Here is an 18401-nt window from a genome sequence, read left to right as displayed (position 1 = left end):
CATATGAACGTTTGTTCATATGTTCATTATATACTGTTTTTCAACTATTTCAAGTGTTTGCACTAAAAAAGCGAGAAATTAATCCCGCCTTTTCAAACATATAAGTTGTTCATCTTTACGAAAGAACAGTTGATGATCATCTTTACCATCATATGTATAGCCTTTAAGCACTCCATCTTTTAATGGTAATATTGCTTCTAAATCAATTCCATCTTGTAGTATATGTACATATTCAACAAACATATCCATTGTAGTTGCTTCAATGTATGTTGAAGTAATACTTCCCTCACCCTTTAATTGATATCCAATATACATCCGTTGTTTAGGAAAATAATACAGTACTGGATAATCTAATGGAAAGGTTGTTTTACAATTTTCACATGTATGGACAAATAAGCTTCGACTGGTTACTAAAGGTACAAGATTTTCATCGATTTCATGATTGATGATCGTATCACGCTTTATGTAAAATTCCTGTTTACATGTAGGACATACAAGTTGAAACAGTTTTTCTTGCACTATTTTTTTCCTAATAGTCTAAACATGTTTTTCTTATAAACTTCAACTCCTGGTTGATCAAATGGGTTTTCATCTAACATCAACACAGACATTGCAACTGCTCTAAAGAAGAAATATACAAGGTATCCAAATGAGTGTGAACTCATATCTTCAACTTCGATTAATAAGTTAGGAACATTTCCTTCAACTTCGTGTGCTTCAAGTGTACCTTGCATTGCCATTTTATTTACCCAATCAAGAGATTTTCCAGCAAGATAGTTCATGTTATCTAAGTTATCTGCATCTTCAGGGAAAATAACATCTTCCGTTGGATTTTTAAATAACACTAATGTTTCAAATACAATCTTTAATCCATCTTGAACAAATTGACCCATTGAGTGTAAATCCGTTGAGAATGTTCCAGCAGCTGGGAAAATACCTTTTCCGTTCTTACCTTCTGATTCACCAAACAGTTGTTTCCACCATTCAGCCAACATTGTTGTTTGTAAGTCGTAAGTAATAAACATTTCGACATTCTTACCTTGGTTTTGTAGAATACGACGAGCTACTGCATATGCATATGCAGGATTCTTTGATAAATCCGCTGTATCAAAGTCATTAAATGCATCAGTTACCCCTTGCATTAATGCATCGATATCAATTCCAGCAACAGCAATTGGTAATAATCCAACAGGTGTAATTACTGAGAAACGTCCTCCGATATCATTAGGAATTACGTATTTCGTGTAACCTTCTTTTGTTGCTAAATCAAATAGTGTACCTTTTGTACCATCTGTTGTCGCAATAATACGTTTTTTAGCTTCATCTTTTCCGTATTTCTTTTCGATAAATTGTTTAAATAAACGGAACGCTAATGATGTTTCAGTTGTTGTTCCTGATTTAGAAATAACGTTAATCATAACTTCTTTATCAGCAATATAGTCTAACACTTGTTTTGTATATGTACTTGAGAATGTATTTCCACAGAAAATAATTTCAGGTTTGTATTTATCTTTACCATATAACCCGTTAATCATTTCAATTGCAGCACGTGCTCCTAAGTATGAACCACCAATACCACAAACTAAGAAAACTTCACAGTTTTCGCGAACATATGCTGCATCTTTTCTGATGCGAGCAAATTCGTCTTTATCATAGTTGTTGCACCAATCAACCCATCCTAAAAAGTCATTTCCTTTTGCTGTTTTGTTCATGATTGCATCATGAAGTTCATTCACTTGTCCTTGGTATGAAGCAATATCTTCATTTAAAAACGCGTGGTCTGTGTTTAATTTAATCATCATTTTCCTCCTGTAACGTTTCTTTGATCCAAATAGGAAGTTTTTCTTCCAATGTACGAAAACCTAATTTATGTTCCGGTAAAAGTTTTTGCACATTCGAACGACGATACCGTCCTCCTTCTTTGCGCAAAGCTTTTAAAGATAGTTTAAAATGGTGATCATCCTCTCCTAAGTCAAGAATCTTCACCTGTAGTGTTTCTTCCATTTGTAAATACTGACGAATATCGTGAATATAATCGTCTGAAACTTCAGATATATGAAGTAGACCATTGTGATTGTCATCAATTCTTACAAATGCCCCATATGGTTGAATTCCTGTGATTACCCCTTCAACTACATCTCCTACTTGATACAATAGCGTTACCTCCTATGAGAAACATTATATCACAAACAACTCACAAAAAATAAGGAATAGAAAGCAAACCTCTATTATTTTTTATAAAACATGCTATAATACATCTCAGTAGATAAAGAGGTGTATAGTATGGCAACTAAAAAAGAAGAAGAGATTATTGCTGTTATCAATAAAATGCGTCCTTACATCCAAAGAGATGGTGGAGACGTTGAATTTTCGAAATTTGAAGACGGCGTAGTATATGTCAAAATGTCAGGTGCTTGTATGGACTGTTTAGCCCTTGATGATACAATTACATTTGGTATTGAAGCAATGCTAAAAGACGAAGTTGAAGGCGTTAATGAAGTTCAAGTTGAACAAACAGAAATGCATTTCTAGGCAATCGAGAGGTTGCTTTTTTTGTACAATAAAAGAAGTCAAATGACTTCTTAAATTAAATCTAAATCTTGAATCACATTAATATGTGCAATAATGACAAGTCGATCATCAGCTTCAAAGATATAGGAAGGATTAGGTGTAATGTTTAGTTTTTCATGAAATTTACGAATTCCTAGTACATTAACACCTAGTTTGTTGCGTAAATCCAAATCAACTAGTGACTTACCAATCCAGTGATTTGGTACTTTGATTTCAACGATTGAATATTCTTCATCAAGACTTATTTGATTGACGATATCATTATTGATAAGTAAGTTTGCAGTAAGTGTACCCATCGCCTTTTCTGGACGAATAACTTTATGAGCACCTACTTTACGTAACACCATTTCAAAGCGTTTATTTTTTGCTTTTGCAATTACCTGAGGCACACCAAGTTCTAAACAGTTTAATAAGCTCATAACACTTACTTCTAGTTGTGTACCAACAGCAATTACTGCTACATCGCAATCCGCTACCCCTGCAACTGTAAGTGCATCTAAGTCTGTAATATCTTCACGAATTGCTACTGAGACAATGTCTTCAAGTCGTTCAATTGCTTCTATATCACGATCAATTGCAATAACTTCAATTCCGTGATTACTTAACGTTTTTGCGACAGTCGATCCAAAGACACCAAGTCCTAATACTGCTACTTGTTTAATTTTCTTTTCCATATAGCTCCTATCCGATCATCAAACGCCCTTCTGCGTATTCGATATCTTTATGTTTATCTTCTCTAATAATAGAAGATAAGAATGTGATAATTCCAATTCTACCTACATACATCAAGGTAATAATTATTAGTTTTCCTAAAATTGGTAAACTTGCTGTAATTCCCAAACTCAATCCCACAGTTGCCATTGCAGATACAGCTTCAAACATAATGGCTAGTAAACTAAAATCAGTTGCTGATGATAATATCATTATCCCAGTGAAAAGGAATAAGAAATTAAGGGTGAATACATTTAGTGCACTAGCAACCGTTTGTAAGGAAAGTGTTCGGTGGAAGACACTTGTTTTTGTATGTCCTCTTAAACTATGAATAACAAAGATCGCAATAACTGCAAATGTTGTTGTTTTAATACCACCAGCAGTACCTCCAGGAGATCCACCAATAAACATTGTCACAATCATCATAAATGCAGTTGGTTCATATATTTTAGTATAATCAATGGTTGAAAAACCTGCCGTACGTAATGTCACTGAGTTAAATAACGAAGCAAATATCTTTCCATCAAGACTAAGTGCTCCTAGTGTATTTGGATTGTTGTATTCATTAATAAAAATAAATAGTGCAGGCACAAAAATTAAGATAATTGTCATAATAAAGACAAGTTTTGTTTGTAGATTTAAACGCTTAATGAATTGTTTAAATGGAATATGTTGTTTTGTGAGCAAATACATTTTATCACGAACATCAAAGTACACGATAAAACCAAGTCCCCCACTAATAATAAGTCCCATAACAACAAGATTGACTAATGGCTGACTTACATAGGGTGCTAAATTGACAGTTCCTACAAGATCAAATCCTGCATTACAGAAAGCTGAGATAGCTGTGAATATAGACCAAAATAAACCACGCGCTATTCCTTGTTCAGGAACAAACACAAATGCAAGTAATAAAGCACCAACAAGTTCAAAACTAAATGTATATTTCACTATACGAAATAGATATGCTTTGTAGTCTACGACTTGTTTTTGCCCAAGTGCTTCTCTCATTGCAATTTTATTTTGTACAGACAAGCGATTCTTCAAGCCTAAATGAATAGTTGCAACTAATGTCATTAATCCTAAACCACCAATTTGAATGAGTAGCATAAGTACAACTTGTCCAAATAGTGTTAACTGTACGGCTGGAAAATAGACAACTAAACCAGTTACACAAACTGCACTTGTTGCGGTAAAAAGTGCATCTATGAAAGTAATACTCGTACCTGGTTGATTTGCAATTGGCAGTGTTAATAAACATGCGCCTATGAAAATAACCGCAAAGAAACTAATTGCAATTTTCTTTGTTGGAGATAGTCCAGACATAGTCACAATCTTATATAATTTATGTTTCATAAAGTATATTATACCCCTTCCCAGTTTTTATACAACCATAATTGAACCATATTTAAAAAAAGCGACATCGCGTCGCTTTATTTTTGTACTAGCTTAGAATTCTTCTTCAAAAATTTCGTAGTGAGCACGTGGATGATCACATGTTGGGCAAATTTCTGGAGCTTCTTTTCCAACTGTAATATGTCCACAGTTTGTACAAATCCAAACTTTTTCTTCAGATTTACTGAATACTGTGTTTTCTTCTACATTTTTAAGTAACTCTAAGTAACGTTCTTCGTGACGTTTTTCAATGTCACCAACACTTCTAAATCGTTCAGCGATTTGGTGCAATCCTTCCGCATCAGCTGTTTCGGCAAATCCTTTATACATGTCTGTCCACTCGTAGTTTTCACCAGCGGCAGCATCTTTCAAGTTCCATGCTGTATCTTTTACAGCACCATCATGTAACATTTTAAACCAAACTTTCGCATGTTCATGTTCATTGTGCGCAGTTTCATTAAAGATGTTTTGAATTTGCACATATCCATCACTCTTTGCTTTTGAAGCATAGAATGTATATTTAATTGATGCTTTAGATTCCCCTGCAAACGCTGTTTGTAAGTTTTCTTCCGTTTTGGTTCCTTTCAACTTTTTAAGATCAGACATTTCTGCTATTTTCATATTTCCGTTCCTCCTATATGTTATCTTAATTAAAACACTTTATATATATACTATCAAGTATGACGCACACAAAGAGTGTAAAAAAAAATGAGAACCCATCATAGAGTCCTCATTCAGTTAAAATGAATTATTCAACTTCGATAATACGCATTGAGTTTGTTGCTCCTGATCCATGTGGATATCCAGCAACAACGATGATTGTATCACCTTTTTTGCATCCGAATTCTTTAGCAACATCACTTGCTAATTCTGATTCGTTATCTAAGTTATTTACTTTGTCAACAACCATAGCGTTTACACCCCAGTTGATTGTTAATGCATGACGAGTTCTTTCGTCGAATGTTGCAGCTAAAATTGGGCAATCTGGACGGAATTTAGAAATACGTCTAGCGCTTGTTCCACTTGATGTGAAACATACGATTGCTGCAATATCCATTGCAAGTACTGTATCTGCTACGGCAATACCAATAGCATCTGATTTTGTACGTTTAGAAGTACTAATTGAAGTACGTAATTTTTCACGGTAAGGTAAAATTGCTTCCATACCTTCAGAAATTGTAACCATTGTTTGTACAGCTTCAATTGGGTACATACCAACAGCACTTTCTCCTGAAAGCATAATTGCATCAGTTCCATCCAATACAGCGTTGGCAACATCACTTGCTTCAGCACGTGTTGGACGTGGATTTTGTTGCATTGATTCTAACATGTGTGTTGCAGTAACAACTGGTTTTCCGTATGCGTTTGCTCTTTTAATCATTTCTTTTTGGTAAATAGGAACTTTCTCAAAGCTTACATCGACTCCAAGGTCACCACGAGCAACCATGATTCCATCAGCAACTTGTAAGATTTCATCCAAGTTGTCATATCCTTCTTGGTTTTCAATCTTAGCGATAATTTGAATATCTTCTTGACCTTCTTCTTTTAAGATTTTACGGATGTCCATGATGTCATCTTTACGACGTGTAAATGATGCAGCAATGTAATCCACTTTATTTTTACATCCGAAACGAATGTCGTTAGCATCTTTTTCAGATACGAATGGCATACTTAATTTAACATTTGGAACGTTACATCCTTTTTTGCTTTTAAGTACTCCAGGGTTTTCTACACGACAAACCAATTCTCCATCTTTTTTCTCAAGAATTGTTAAACGTACTTTTCCATCATCGATTAAGAATGTTCCACCTTCTTGAACATCATCAAATACTTCTGGACATTGTACATGTACACGGTCGTGTGTTCCTAAAATCGGTTCACGAACAAGTGTTACGATATCTCCTGCTTTGTAGCTTTCTTGACCATTTTTGAAATCTCCTAAACGAATTTCTGGTCCTTTTGTATCCAATAAGATTCCGATATTTGAATCTAATTCTTCGTTTACTTTACGGATGTTTTTAATTCTGTTTCCGTGTTCTTCATAATCACCATGAGAGAAGTTTAAACGTGAAATGTTCATTCCTGTCTCTACTAGTTTTTTAAGCATTTCTGGACTTTCTGTAGCCGGTCCAATCGTACAAATAATTTTCGTCTTTTTCATTTTTTTCTTACCTCACCTTATACTAAACGATCGAATAAATTTTGTAATTCTTTTCTTGATTTTGCTGGCATGTTAAGTGCTTCTTCAATCGGTACACCAACAATATTACCTGATTGCGTCCCAACGCACTGACCACCAATACCTTGCATCAGTAGATCGACAGCTTTCTCACCCATGCGAGATGCTAAAATACGATCAGCAGGTACAGGAGATCCTCCACGTTGAACGTGCCCAAGAATAGTTGCCCTACCAGAAAATCCGGTATGTTGTGAGACCTTACGCGCAAAAACTTCTACATCTGTAATTTTCTCAGAGATAATTACCAATGCATGGTTTTTCTTCTTCACAACATCAAATTCACGCAAGCGGTCTAACACTTCACCTTCGTCAAATCCTGTTTCACTAGTTATGACAATTTCCGCACCTGTAGAAATCCCTGCAAATAATGCAAGGTCACCACAACGGTTTCCCATAACTTCGACAACAGAACAACGATGGTGTGAACTTGATGTGTCACGTAACTTATCGACGGCATCAACAATGGTCGTTAGTGCGGTATTAAACCCAATGGTTTCATCCGTACTGGAAATATCATTGTCGATTGTCCCAGGTAGACCGATACAGTTAATACCCATTTCGGTCAAGGCTAAAGCTCCTCTGTAACTACCATCCCCACCGATGACAACTACTGCTTCAATTCCGAATTTTTTAAGCTGCTCGACAGCTTTTTCTCTCACTTCGAGGCTTTTGAACTCAGGAAGTCTTGCAGACCCCAGCATTGTTCCTCCACGGTCAAGTATGTCAGATACATCACGGCGAGTAAGAGGTTGGATTTTTCCTTCCACCATTCCGCGGTATCCATCATAAATTCCGTAGACTTCAATACCGATATTCGTTGCAACTCTTGTGACTGCACGAATCGCAGCATTCATTCCTGGTGCATCACCACCAGATGTGAGTACGCCAATTCTTTTTACCATAATTGCACTCCCCACTGATTAAAAATCACTACTAATATACCACTTATCTTCAATAATATCTAGTGTATCTATCGGCGATTTTTACCTTTCACGACTTTTTCCTCAGCCAACATCTTAATTCGCTCACTAATTCGCAAAGCACCGAGCTCATTATTGACTGATTTCTTACCTAAACTATAGAATTCTTCGAGTTTATCCATCGCACAATTACTTGTGAATATCGTTAAGCGATGTGCTTCCATTCGCTCATTTAATATTGGCAACAGGATATCGTCTCGCGACCAAGATGATGCACTTTCTCCAGCAATATCATCAAGTGCTAAGACCTCTACTTTTTTTAATTTCTCAATCACATGTCCATATCCATGCGGTGTATTCATCAATGTTTTTAAATTCGCAATCAGTGTTGGCACATGCACAAATGCACAGCGCTTTCCTCTAGTTGCCATTTCATTGATAAAACAACACATCAAATAGGTTTTTCCAACACCTGGTAAACCACTTAGATAAAATCCTTGTGGATCACTGATCGTGCTTCGACGTTCGACATAATTAGCAACTGCTAAATATGGTCCACTTTCGTTTGCAATATCGATATTGGTAAAACGATATCCCATTTGTTCAATTGACATATCATTGTAAATTAACTTGTTTTGGTGTGCAGTTTGACGTTCAATTTTGCTTTCATAACGACATGCTACATACTCATAGTCTAATATACCATCATTTGCACTTACTTCAAGCAAATAGCCTGTATTTGGCTGTTTACAGTGACTTAAGCCTACACAATCACGACATTGGTCAAGTCGAGCAACATAATCTTTTAGTGTATATGCATTTTGTAAAACAAACTCATAGTCGACTTTATATGTTGCAAGAAAGCGTTGAATTCGTTCATCTTTAATTAAACTTTGTGCTAGAAACTCACGTTCTTTGCGTTGTAGTTCATCTTCTTTTAATTGAAAACTAACTTTCTCCATTTGCTAACCTCCTTTGTCGTATTTCTTCAATCAAGCGTTGACGTTCATCTTCACTCATTGTATCTTCCTCATCATATGAGATTAATACTTTTTCATCTTTAGTTGTTTTTGTTGGATTATGCATATATGCAACTGCTTGTTCGTAGGTTTCAATATTACTACGTAACCAAGAACCAGCAACACTCTCTACGAAATTCCGTGGGAATCTCTGATTTGCTTTTTGCAACACATAATCGATAAGCACATTAACAACCTCTGGATGTAATTTATACTCTTCTAATAAAATACGAATCGTTTCACGATCATAACGACTTACCTCAACACCCTTTTGTTTATTTTGTAGGAATCGAACAGGCGGCCACTTGTAGATGTTTACCTCATCTGTTTCGTATTTTGCTTTACTGTTTGCTGCACGCTTACGCATCGCATCTACATCTAGATTCCCATCTTTATCAAGTGAACGTGAGACGATTCCACGCATCGTTTGCGGATGAATTCCATATAGTGTAGCAACACGTCCAATTTCCTTTAATAGTTTAGCAGAACGCTTTTTTGGCGGCCATACATTTTTAAAATTCAACAAGAATGCATCATAGTTGAAGATAATTTCACTACCATCCCGTTGCTCTTGAATTTCTTCTTGCATTTGGCTAAAAGTGTTTTCAAAGTGTTCATTCCAACCTTCTCGAATCACATCACTAATACATTCAGAGATATCTTCATATTCCTGCTTACGTAAGCTTTCTTGTAAGAAGGCTTGTTTTTGAAAGCGAAAGACTTGTTCTCCAAGTAAGTCTAGATACATACGTCCAAATACTTCATGCTCTAAAAACTCTGTTGGTTTTTTTGGTGGATATAGTTCATAGATGTATCGATCTAGTTTTTGCGAATAGTACGTTTTTAGTAATTGATATTTCTCAAGTACTTTACGTTCACGCTCAATCACTTCAATGCGTAAACCACTTACTTTAACTAAGATTAAATGATTATCAAAACTCATCTTTTCATCAGCTAAAGCTGCCATCATTTCATACAACAAATACGCGCTTTCATGAATTAAAGGATAATAAAGCATAGTTAAAACATGGTAATCATGTCGTTCGATTTTGCCATGGATTTCGATTTGCAATTTACTATCTTCACGTAATGTCATAACTACCTCTACTTTCTAATAATGTATCCAATTGAGAAACTACATCATCACCTGGATTGTTGTATATATATGCACTTACTTGTTGAGCAGTGGGCATAAATTTCTTTTGTGCATTCAATACTGTATTTGCATATTCTTTAGAATATCCTCTTTGTTTCATCAATCGTTCAATAGCAACTGCATCATCACAAGTCACAATCCACACTTCATCAAAATAGACTTCCCAACCAAATTCATGGACATTTGCTACTTCAACTACACAAATAGGTGCTTGTGTATGTTTTTTAAAGAATGCTTGCATTTCAACTAATACTTTTGGATGAATGAAACTTTCCAATTGTCTTTTTGCTTGTTTACTAGCAAACACAATGTTTCCTAATTTTTTTCGATCAATTTCATCATTTGTTAGAATGTCTTGTCCAAAGGCTTCAATGATATCTGCTTTTGCTTGTGTATCACGAATATGTGCGGCCACTTCATCTAGACACAGCACAGGCACACCTCGCTCTTTCAATATATTGGAAATATACGTTTTTCCTGAACCGATGGTTCCACTAATCACAACTTTTCTCATTTGCGTTTTTGACACGTACGACATACATACGTCCCCCTACCACCAACTACAATTTTATCAATTGGATTTCCACAAATTGGGCAAGCTTCCCCTTTTTTCATATGGACTTTTAATTGTAATTGGAATTTTCCATCTACGCCTAAAGAAGATGTATACGAACGAATCGTCGTTCCTCCAGCTTTAATAGCACCTTGTAAAATAATACGTGTATTTTCTAAAATCCTTTCGAAATCTTTTTTTGTTAGATGATAGATTTTCGTTTCTGGATGAAGTTTTGAACGAAAAGCAATTTCATCTGCATAAATATTCCCTACTCCTGCCATCACACTTTGATCCAGTAGGAACTGTTTCAATGTTGTTTTTCTTTTCTTTGCTTGTTGGTATAAGTAATTTGCATCAACATGTGAATCAAATGCATCATAACCAACATGCTGGAATGCTTTTTGTTCATAAAGAATTACATCTTTATCGTATACATACATCCGACCGAATTTACGAACATCATGGTAGACAAGTTTTCTACTATCATCAAGCGTGAAAATAATATGTGCATGTTTACTGTATGGATCTTCATCTTTTTGATAAATATAAAATTTCCCTTCCATCCGTAAATGAACTACCAAATTTACATCATTCATACCAAAGATTAAATATTTTCCAACACGCGAAAAATCAATGAAATGTTGATGCACAAGTAACTTTGTGAATTCTTGTGCATCTATCGCATCGATCATTTTTGCATAACGTACTTCAATATGTACGATTTCATTTCCTTTGATTTGATGTTCTAAAGTTCTTAGAACCGTTTCTACTTCTGGTAATTCTGGCATATTGTCTTCCTATTTACTATCTAAATAATTATCTGCAAAGTTTGCATCAATAACTAATGGTACTTGTAGTTTTGCAACATGTTCCATTGCATCTTTAACAAGTTGTTCCATCATGTCCATTTCATCTGTTGGAACATCAAAAACTAACTCATCATGAATTTGTAAGATCAGTTTACTCTTACACTGTTTTTCTTCCATAGCTTTTGTTACATGAATCATCGCAAGTTTAATTAAATCTGCAGCACTACCTTGAATTGGTGCGTTCATAGCAGCACGTTTTCCAAACTCACGTGTCATATAATTTTTATCATTAATTTCTTTAATAATTCTACGACGATTAAACATCGTTTTTACATATCCATGTTCTTTAGCAAAATCGATTGTCTCATCCATAAACGCTTTAATTTGCGGATATGAATGGAAATATCCATCCATAAAGTCTTTCGCTGTATTCATATCAATGTTTAATTCACTTGATAATCCATATTGTGTTTGTCCATACACCATTCCAAAGTTAACGGTTTTTGCTTGACGACGCATTGCTGAAGTCACTTCATCTTTATCAACATTGAAAATCAACATCGCTGTTTTTGTATGAATATCAATACCATGTGTAAAGGCATCAATCATTTGTTTTTCATTTGCCATATGCGCAAGTACACGAAGTTCAATTTGGCTATAATCTGCTGCATATAACATACATCCTTCACTAGGAATAAAGGCACGACGTACTTCACGTGACTCTTCATCGCGTACACTTAAGTTTTGCAAGTTTGGATTACTTGAAGATAAGCGTCCAGTTTGCGTTAAACTTTGATGATATAAGGTATGAATCTTTCCATCCTTACGAATGTGTTTTTGTAGACCTACTGCATAGGTTGAATCAATTTTTTGGTATTTGCGATATTCAATTAGTTTATCAATAATTGGATGTGTATGACGTAATTTCTCTAACACATCAATCGCTGTACTACGTTTCTTATTACTTTTTAAACCTAAGGTATCAAATAAGACCTCTGCAAGTTGCTTTGGTGAGTTTACATTAAATACGACACCTGCAAGTGTATGAATTTCTTTTTCTAATGCTTGTAAAATCACTTGTGTCTTTCCATGAATTTCTTCAAGTACATCTTGTGATGTGCGCACACCTTGCTTTTCCATGTTAAACAAAATACGTGTCAATGGCATTTCCATTTCGATAAATAGACGGTCCATCTCTTTTTCTTTTAATTCTTCAGTTAGTTTTGGATATAAGTCTTGTATGATATACATTTGATCTCCAACATATGTTAAACGTTGGTCAGGATCTGCAAGTTTGGGTGATGTTGATTTCCCATATACATCATCTTTTGTCTTTTCAAATTGATAATTGTATTTAAAAGCTAACTGCTTTTCATCATTGATATAGTTGTCGCATAAAAATGCAGCAATTTGTACATCAAAACTAAAATCTGTGTAGGATAAACCTGCATGATCTAGTAAATGATACGCTTCTTTTGCGTTGTTGGTAATTTTAGTGATATCACTATTCAACAAAGTTGCAAGTACACTATCCATTAACATATATTCTTTGGCTAGATAATATGCTGTTGTATCACTAGCAACAAGCACTCCATATAATTGTGCATCATAAAATGGTTGATTGTCATAATCAAACACCATGTAAATCTCTTTTTCATTTATTAGTACTTTTGGTAATGCTTCAACTTCTTTTACTTCGATATTTGTTTTTGTTGGTTTCACTGTAATGTTTTTCATAAATGAGCGCATTTCATATTTCGTGTAGAAATCATTTAATGCTGGCACATTTGCTTCATACTTCAATTGGTCCAGTTCAACAGGTACTGTACAATCTGTTTTAATTGTAGCTAGTTGTTTTGACATAAAAGCATTATCTTTGTCCATTTCTAGCTTTTCTTTTAGTTTTCCCTTAATCTTATCAATATTATCGTATACACCTTCAAGTGAATCATATTCTAGTAATAGTTTTGTTGCTGTTTTTTCTCCAACCCCTTTTACTCCAGGAATATTATCTGCACTATCCCCCATCAATCCTTTTAAATCGATGATTTGCTTTGGACGTACTTGTTTTAGTTCTTCTAGTTTTTTGGTATCAACTTCTTCCATCTCTGTAATTCCTTTTTTCATGAGCATTACAGATGTTGTATCATCAATACATTGTAGTAAATCTTGATCACTTGTAAGAATTACAACTTTATGATCCTTATAATGTTTTGCTAGTGAACCAATGATATCGTCTGCTTCAATTCCATCTTCTTCATAACGAAAAATTCCGTATGCATCCAAAAACTCACGAACAATTGGAAATTGCACCTTTAATTCAGGATCCAATTCTTTTCGTGTACCTTTATATGCTTCATATGCTTCATGTCTAAATGTCGGTTTCCCACTATCCCAAGCAACCATTACATAGTCCGGTTCAATTGTTGCAATTGCTTTATTGATCATGTTTACAAAACCATACACTGCATTTGTTGAGACCCCACTAGATGTGCTCATTCTTGCTCCACTATACAAAGTTGCATAGTAGGCTCTAAATAACATTGAATTTCCATCAATTAATAAAATTTCACAGCTCATATATATCACGCTCCATACTTGTTAATCATACCACAAACTCGCTCGACTCGTTATAAAAACAATTCCGATAATACTTCGTTTTCTTTTGATTTTTGGCAAAGAAAAAACAAAAGACTAATCAAGCTCTTTTGTTTTGATTTCTTCTAAGACTTTTTTTGCATCATGAAGATCTTCAGCATTGCTTTTTCCAACATAACGTAATGTTAAGGGTTGATATGTTTTGCCTGTCATGCTTTCTTTATCCTTTGGATAACGGAAAGTAAATCCATACTCGTGTGCATGTTCAACTAACCATTTATATTCCTCAGAATTTTCAATATCTTCTAATTTATCTTTTCCAACAATCTTTAATGTAATTGTAAATCCTAATTGACTTTCACTTTGACCTGGATAATCACTATATCTTTTAAAATCAACTGTTCCATATTGGATTTGTGCATTTTTCCATAACTCAATTTGATCTGTATACGATACATATCCACTTGTAAGTAATAGTTTTCCTGCATTGCTTGGTTCCGCTTTAACAAATGCAGCCATCATTTCACGTAAGGGTTCAATAACTTCATCACGTACTTTAACTTGTTCTTCCCCAGCTACAATACTTGCTGAACCAATAATTGAGAAATCAACACCAACTAAATTCTTTGGTACATAGTTAATCACAATATGTTTGTCTTTCAACAGAAGCATAGGATCTGCTGCATCTAATACAAGATTGCTATCTTTGAAATATAAATATCCATTGTCAAAATAACTTGCTAAACTTTCATAGCTATAGTTCGTGACTAATAATTCAAATTCACGTACGCTATAATCTTGACGATATGTATTCACAAAATTCACAATCGCTGTTGGATCTGCTGGCTGTACATTTTTAGCGGCTTCATAACACAATATATTTTTAACAGTAAATCCTGGAACTTGAATGAATTCCATATACTGTTCTGGTTTTATTTTTTGTTGGACAATATAATCAATATCATTTGTATCTGTGATTGTTTGTCGAATGATATCTTCGTTTTCTTTTGTAAAGTAACTTTTGTATCTAGCAAACGGGTCATAATGATCATCCAATAAGCTAAAACACACTAGAAACATTGCACATAAAACGAGTACCAATACACCTCTTTTAAGTTTCATCTAACTCATTATACCAAATCTTAGGTCAATCTCAATATAAATAGTTCCACTTCGAGTGTCGGTGTGATAAAATAATGCATATGAAAGAACGTTTATTAAAAGTACTAATCGTCCTATTAGTGATTGTAATTGCTTTTGCAGGAGTGTTATTTTATTCCATGTATTTTGCACCTGAAAACTATCAAGTGCAGCATGAAAGCATTACATCTACTAAGATACCTGAAGATATGGACGAAATAAATATAGCTTACATTAGTGATATCCATTATGGTGAATTTGTTGATGAAGAGCGTCTACAAGATATGATAGACAAGATTAATAAAGCAGCACCAGATGTCATCTTATTTGGTGGAGATTTATTTAGTGATCCTTCTTCATTTATTGATCAACCTGAACAAACTGCAAAAGTAAAAGAACTGTTATCTTCACTAGATGCACCACTTGGAAAGTTTTATGTACTTGGTGAAGCAGATATGCCTTTAGATCGTACAGATGCCAAAACGATGGTGCAAAACTTACTATTTGATGCTGGCTTTGAAGATATGACAAATCGAAACACTCGGATTCATAATGGTTCAACTAGTAGCATTACCCTAGTAGGTATCGATTCATTACTTGGTGGTTCACCAAATATCCAAGCAGCATTTACAAATGTGAGTGCAGATAGTTTTGTTGTTAGCTTTACACATGCACCAGATATTTATACCCAGTTACCTGATAATGTTGTAAGTATCGCATTTGCAGGACACTCACATGGTGGTCAAATCTCAATTCCAATTCTTGGTGCATTTAAAAGCATTGAAGGGGCAGAAACTTATGAAAGAGGTAAACACACACGTGGTACAACAACGATTCATGTTTCTAACGGTTTAGGTACAAGCAATGTAGATATGCGTGTATTTGCTAACCCTCAAATTGTAATGTATCGCTTAGCACATGCAAAAAAATAAAGATTTATAAGAAGAAGTATTTGTATTGATGAATACTTCTTTTTTTGCGCTTCACAATTGATATCAACAATTTCTCATATAAAAAGACATCACGCTACATGATGTCTTTACTATATTTACTTTTCTACAACAAGGTTTGGATATGCTTTATGCAAAAACTCATCTGGATATACTGTATCAAGCATTTCTCCAACAATTGTCATTGGTGGTTTTCCTTGATTGCGCATTCCTAAACGAAATAGTGCACTATAAGATATACACATATTCAAAATCATAAAAATTAAGATAATCGGATACAAACGATTTCCTATACGAACTGGAATTCGTTCAATCCAAGAAGATAACCACGGATAGATGACATACAAAATCAACATACCCCCAAGTCCCCATACCAACATAAATGGAATGGTTGTTCGTCCACCAATATTTAGAAAATACCCTGTATAATCCCAACTTTCTGCATGAAATGCTACTTCTTCAAACCAAGATAATCCAAACTCTGTAATACCTCCAACTAAACAACTAAGTAGATAATTTACATACCAGGGGCGTGTTTTATAGTTTTTCCCTAACAACACAACAAATAAGATAAATCCAAGTCCATATACTGGATTGAATGGTCCATAAATCAAACCACTGCGATTCACCCATTTATGCATTTCAAACAGCATTAGAATTTCTTCATAATACGTTCCGACAATGCATCCGATAAGAAACAGAAAGAATATTTTCTTAAAGCAGTATCCTTCTGCAAATCTACGCTCAACCTTTTTTACTTTTTCCATACATCTATGCTATTGCAGCTACAATAAGATCTCCCATCTCTTTACAGCCTACTAGCGTTGTATGTTTGTCCATCATATCTCCTGTACGATATCCATCATCTAACACTTTTTGAACTGCAGTTTCAATTGCCTGTGCTTCTTTTTCCATAAAGAATGAATATTTAAGCATCATAGCAACAGATAAGATCGTTCCAATTGGATTTGCTTTGTTTTGACCTGCAATATCAGGGGCAGAACCGTGAATAGGTTCATACATACCACGAGTTCCTTCACCTAATGAACTTGATGGAATCGTTCCAATGGTTCCTGTAATCATACTTGCTTCATCACTTAAGATATCACCAAACATATTTTCAGTTAAGATTACATCAAATTGTGCTGGATCCTTACAAATTTGCATCGCAGCATTATCTACATACATATGTGTAAGTTCTACTTCTGGGTAGTCCTTAGCTACTTCAAGCACGTATTTACGCCATAATTTTGATGAATCAAGAACATTTGCCTTATCTACAGAACATAACTTCTTATTACGTACCATTGCAGTTTCGAAAGCTACTTTTGCAATACGAATAACTTCAGGAGCTGAATACTTCATCACATCGTAAGCTACTTCTACATCATTTTCACTTGTTGTAACATGATCACCGAAGTACACTCCACCAGTCAGTTCACGAACGACCATAAAATCAATTCCCGCTTCAACAATTTCTGGTTTTAAAGGAGACGCATCTTTTAATTCAGTAAATAACTTTGCTGGTCGCAAGTTTGAATACAAGCCTAAACGACTACGAATTCCTAGAAGTGCTTTTTCTGGACGATTGTTTGGTGGTTGTACATCGTATTTTGGACCACCAACTGCACCTAATAAAACTGAATCACTTGCTAAACAAGCTTCTACCGTTGCTTCTGGTAAGCATTCACCATATGCATCAATTGCTTCCCCACCAGCTTTTACATAATTTAAATTAAATGTATGTTCATATACTTCTTCTACTTTTTTTAAAACTTTGATTGCTTCATCTACGATTTCTGGACCAATTCCGTCCCCTTTAATTACTGCAATATTCTTAATCATTGAATTTTCCCTCCTTGATTGCATTTAGATATCCATTACTTGAAATAATCTTTTGAATAAATTCAGGAAATGGAGGGAATGTATATTCTTTGTTTTGACTTTCATTTACGATAATTCCTTTATCAAAATCAACATTTACGATGTCTCCATCTTTGATTTCTTTAGCTGCTTCAGGGCATTCAATGATCGCTAATCCAATATTAATTGAATTACGGTAGAAAATACGTGCAAAACTAGAAGCGATTACACATGAGATTCCACTTGCTTTAATTGCGATTGGTGCATGTTCACGACTGGATCCACAACCGAAGTTTGCTTCACCAACCATGATATCACCTGCTTTTACTTTATGGATGAAATCAGCATCGATATCTTCCATACAGTGACTTGCCAATTCTTTTTCATCTTGTGTATTCAAATGACGAGCTGGAATGATAACATCTGTATCAACGTTATCTCCATACTTATGTACAGTTCCTTTTGCGATCATGA

Annotated in this window: 19 protein-coding genes; 2 read left to right on the top strand and 17 right to left on the bottom strand. The window is 34.7% G+C overall.

Annotated elements, in window-relative coordinates:
* Positions 1–78: 78 nt before the first annotated feature.
* From M2098_RS02405 to M2098_RS02395, 3 genes are read right to left on the bottom strand one after another with little or no spacing between them, the layout of a single operon-like run.
* Positions 79–519 (bottom strand): CpXC domain-containing protein, encoded by a 441-nt coding sequence (locus M2098_RS02405; RefSeq protein WP_280681553.1) that lies wholly within the window; start codon positions 517–519, stop codon positions 79–81.
* Positions 519–1799: a glucose-6-phosphate isomerase gene (locus M2098_RS02400; protein ID WP_280681555.1), complete on the bottom strand. Its 1281-nt coding sequence runs from the start codon at positions 1797–1799 to the stop codon at positions 519–521. Before M2098_RS02400 ends, M2098_RS02405 begins: the two co-directional genes overlap by 1 nt.
* Positions 1792–2154, bottom strand: a complete 363-nt coding sequence (locus M2098_RS02395) for a CvfD/Ygs/GSP13 family RNA-binding post-transcriptional regulator (RefSeq protein ID WP_280681557.1) — start codon at positions 2152–2154, stop codon at positions 1792–1794. The genes M2098_RS02400 and M2098_RS02395 overlap by 8 nt, the downstream gene beginning before the upstream one ends.
* A 129-nt stretch (positions 2155–2283) precedes the next feature.
* Here M2098_RS02395 and M2098_RS02390 point away from each other — a divergent pair, with 129 nt between their 5' ends.
* Complete coding sequence (locus M2098_RS02390) at positions 2284–2532, top strand: NifU family protein (protein WP_134168766.1); 249 nt, start codon at positions 2284–2286, stop codon at positions 2530–2532.
* A gap of 50 nt (positions 2533–2582) precedes the next feature.
* Here the strand turns inward: M2098_RS02390 and M2098_RS02385 are convergent, their stop codons facing one another.
* From M2098_RS02385 to M2098_RS02335, 11 genes are all read right to left on the bottom strand, one after another.
* Positions 2583–3245: a TrkA family potassium uptake protein gene (locus M2098_RS02385; RefSeq protein WP_280681560.1), complete on the bottom strand. Its 663-nt coding sequence runs from the start codon at positions 3243–3245 to the stop codon at positions 2583–2585.
* A gap of 7 nt (positions 3246–3252) precedes the next feature.
* Entirely contained in the window at positions 3253–4638 is a 1386-nt protein-coding gene (locus M2098_RS02380) for a TrkH family potassium uptake protein (protein WP_280681562.1), read from the bottom strand.
* 93 nt (positions 4639–4731) lie between these two features.
* Positions 4732–5298 carry a rubrerythrin gene (rbr, locus tag M2098_RS02375; RefSeq protein WP_243833732.1) on the bottom strand — a complete coding sequence of 189 codons (567 nt, stop codon included), beginning with the start codon at positions 5296–5298 and terminating at the stop codon, positions 4732–4734.
* A gap of 127 nt (positions 5299–5425) precedes the next feature.
* Entirely contained in the window at positions 5426–6838 is a 1413-nt protein-coding gene (gene pyk, locus M2098_RS02370) for a pyruvate kinase (RefSeq protein WP_280681564.1), read from the bottom strand.
* 17 nt (positions 6839–6855) lie between these two features.
* Positions 6856–7818 carry a 6-phosphofructokinase gene (gene pfkA, locus M2098_RS02365; protein ID WP_134168774.1) on the bottom strand — a complete coding sequence of 321 codons (963 nt, stop codon included), beginning with the start codon at positions 7816–7818 and terminating at the stop codon, positions 6856–6858.
* A 68-nt stretch (positions 7819–7886) separates the two neighbouring features.
* Complete coding sequence (gene zapE, locus M2098_RS02360) at positions 7887–8798, bottom strand: AFG1/ZapE family ATPase (protein WP_134168776.1); 912 nt, start codon at positions 8796–8798, stop codon at positions 7887–7889.
* Positions 8785–9951: a DnaD domain protein gene (locus M2098_RS02355; protein WP_280681567.1), complete on the bottom strand. Its 1167-nt coding sequence runs from the start codon at positions 9949–9951 to the stop codon at positions 8785–8787. Before M2098_RS02355 ends, zapE begins: the two co-directional genes overlap by 14 nt.
* The gene (gene coaE, locus M2098_RS02350) at positions 9938–10549 is read right to left on the bottom strand and encodes a dephospho-CoA kinase (protein ID WP_280681569.1); all 612 of its coding nucleotides are present in this window, start codon (positions 10547–10549) and stop codon (positions 9938–9940) included. Before coaE ends, M2098_RS02355 begins: the two co-directional genes overlap by 14 nt.
* The gene (gene mutM / locus M2098_RS02345; RefSeq protein WP_280681571.1) at positions 10522–11355 is read right to left on the bottom strand and encodes a DNA-formamidopyrimidine glycosylase; all 834 of its coding nucleotides are present in this window, start codon (positions 11353–11355) and stop codon (positions 10522–10524) included. Before mutM ends, coaE begins: the two co-directional genes overlap by 28 nt.
* Positions 11356–11364: 9 nt before the next feature.
* On the bottom strand, positions 11365–13956 hold the full coding sequence (gene polA, locus M2098_RS02340; RefSeq protein ID WP_280681573.1) for a DNA polymerase I: 2592 nt from the start codon (positions 13954–13956) through the stop codon (positions 11365–11367).
* Between the two features lie 114 nt (positions 13957–14070).
* A complete protein-coding gene (locus tag M2098_RS02335; RefSeq protein ID WP_280681576.1) occupies positions 14071–15096 on the bottom strand; it encodes a M15 family metallopeptidase in 1026 nt (341 codons plus the stop codon).
* Between the two features lie 80 nt (positions 15097–15176).
* On the opposite strand from M2098_RS02335, the gene M2098_RS02330 reads away from it, so the two are divergent.
* Positions 15177–16046, top strand: coding sequence for a metallophosphoesterase (locus tag M2098_RS02330; protein ID WP_280681578.1), 870 nt, complete (start codon positions 15177–15179; stop codon positions 16044–16046).
* A 116-nt stretch (positions 16047–16162) separates the two neighbouring features.
* On the opposite strand, the gene M2098_RS02325 is transcribed toward M2098_RS02330, so the two are convergent.
* The 3 genes from M2098_RS02325 to leuD are packed head-to-tail and all read right to left on the bottom strand — an operon-like array spanning position 16163 to position 18399.
* Entirely contained in the window at positions 16163–16831 is a 669-nt protein-coding gene (locus M2098_RS02325) for a putative ABC transporter permease (RefSeq protein ID WP_134168790.1), read from the bottom strand.
* 4 nt (positions 16832–16835) lie between these two features.
* Positions 16836–17909 carry a 3-isopropylmalate dehydrogenase gene (gene leuB / locus M2098_RS02320; protein WP_134168792.1) on the bottom strand — a complete coding sequence of 358 codons (1074 nt, stop codon included), beginning with the start codon at positions 17907–17909 and terminating at the stop codon, positions 16836–16838.
* Entirely contained in the window at positions 17902–18399 is a 498-nt protein-coding gene (leuD, locus tag M2098_RS02315; RefSeq protein ID WP_134168794.1) for a 3-isopropylmalate dehydratase small subunit, read from the bottom strand. The genes leuB and leuD overlap by 8 nt, the downstream gene beginning before the upstream one ends.
* Between the last annotated feature and the right edge of the window lie 2 nt (positions 18400–18401).

The sequence above is a fragment of the Breznakia sp. PFB1-19 genome, from assembly GCF_029893935.1.
Classification (GTDB): Bacteria; Bacillota_I; Bacilli_A; order Erysipelotrichales; family Erysipelotrichaceae; genus Breznakia; species Breznakia blatticola.
The sequence above is the reverse complement of the archived record's forward strand: the minus strand, read 5'-3'. Positions and strand labels throughout refer to the sequence as shown.

What these genes read in the sequence shown, in the direction of transcription:
- M2098_RS02330 (WP_280681578.1), top strand. Translation starts at nt 15,177, where the DNA reads ATGAAAGAACGTTTATTAAAAGTACTAATCGTCCTATTAGTGATTGTA.
- M2098_RS02390 (WP_134168766.1), top strand. Translation starts at nt 2,284, where the DNA reads ATGGCAACTAAAAAAGAAGAAGAGATTATTGCTGTTATCAATAAAATG.
- M2098_RS02380 (WP_280681562.1), bottom strand. Translation starts at nt 4,638, where the DNA reads ATGAAACATAAATTATATAAGATTGTGACTATGTCTGGACTATCTCCA.
- M2098_RS02400 (WP_280681555.1), bottom strand. Translation starts at nt 1,799, where the DNA reads ATGATTAAATTAAACACAGACCACGCGTTTTTAAATGAAGATATTGCT.
- M2098_RS02385 (WP_280681560.1), bottom strand. Translation starts at nt 3,245, where the DNA reads ATGGAAAAGAAAATTAAACAAGTAGCAGTATTAGGACTTGGTGTCTTT.
- polA (WP_280681573.1), bottom strand. Translation starts at nt 13,956, where the DNA reads ATGAGCTGTGAAATTTTATTAATTGATGGAAATTCAATGTTATTTAGA.
- coaE (WP_280681569.1), bottom strand. Translation starts at nt 10,549, where the DNA reads ATGTCGTACGTGTCAAAAACGCAAATGAGAAAAGTTGTGATTAGTGGA.
- zapE (WP_134168776.1), bottom strand. Translation starts at nt 8,798, where the DNA reads ATGGAGAAAGTTAGTTTTCAATTAAAAGAAGATGAACTACAACGCAAA.
- M2098_RS02335 (WP_280681576.1), bottom strand. Translation starts at nt 15,096, where the DNA reads ATGAAACTTAAAAGAGGTGTATTGGTACTCGTTTTATGTGCAATGTTT.
- leuD (WP_134168794.1), bottom strand. Translation starts at nt 18,399, where the DNA reads ATGATCGCAAAAGGAACTGTACATAAGTATGGAGATAACGTTGATACA.
- M2098_RS02325 (WP_134168790.1), bottom strand. Translation starts at nt 16,831, where the DNA reads ATGGAAAAAGTAAAAAAGGTTGAGCGTAGATTTGCAGAAGGATACTGC.
- mutM (WP_280681571.1), bottom strand. Translation starts at nt 11,355, where the DNA reads ATGCCAGAATTACCAGAAGTAGAAACGGTTCTAAGAACTTTAGAACAT.
- leuB (WP_134168792.1), bottom strand. Translation starts at nt 17,909, where the DNA reads ATGATTAAGAATATTGCAGTAATTAAAGGGGACGGAATTGGTCCAGAA.
- rbr (WP_243833732.1), bottom strand. Translation starts at nt 5,298, where the DNA reads ATGAAAATAGCAGAAATGTCTGATCTTAAAAAGTTGAAAGGAACCAAA.
- M2098_RS02355 (WP_280681567.1), bottom strand. Translation starts at nt 9,951, where the DNA reads ATGACATTACGTGAAGATAGTAAATTGCAAATCGAAATCCATGGCAAA.
- pfkA (WP_134168774.1), bottom strand. Translation starts at nt 7,818, where the DNA reads ATGGTAAAAAGAATTGGCGTACTCACATCTGGTGGTGATGCACCAGGA.
- pyk (WP_280681564.1), bottom strand. Translation starts at nt 6,838, where the DNA reads ATGAAAAAGACGAAAATTATTTGTACGATTGGACCGGCTACAGAAAGT.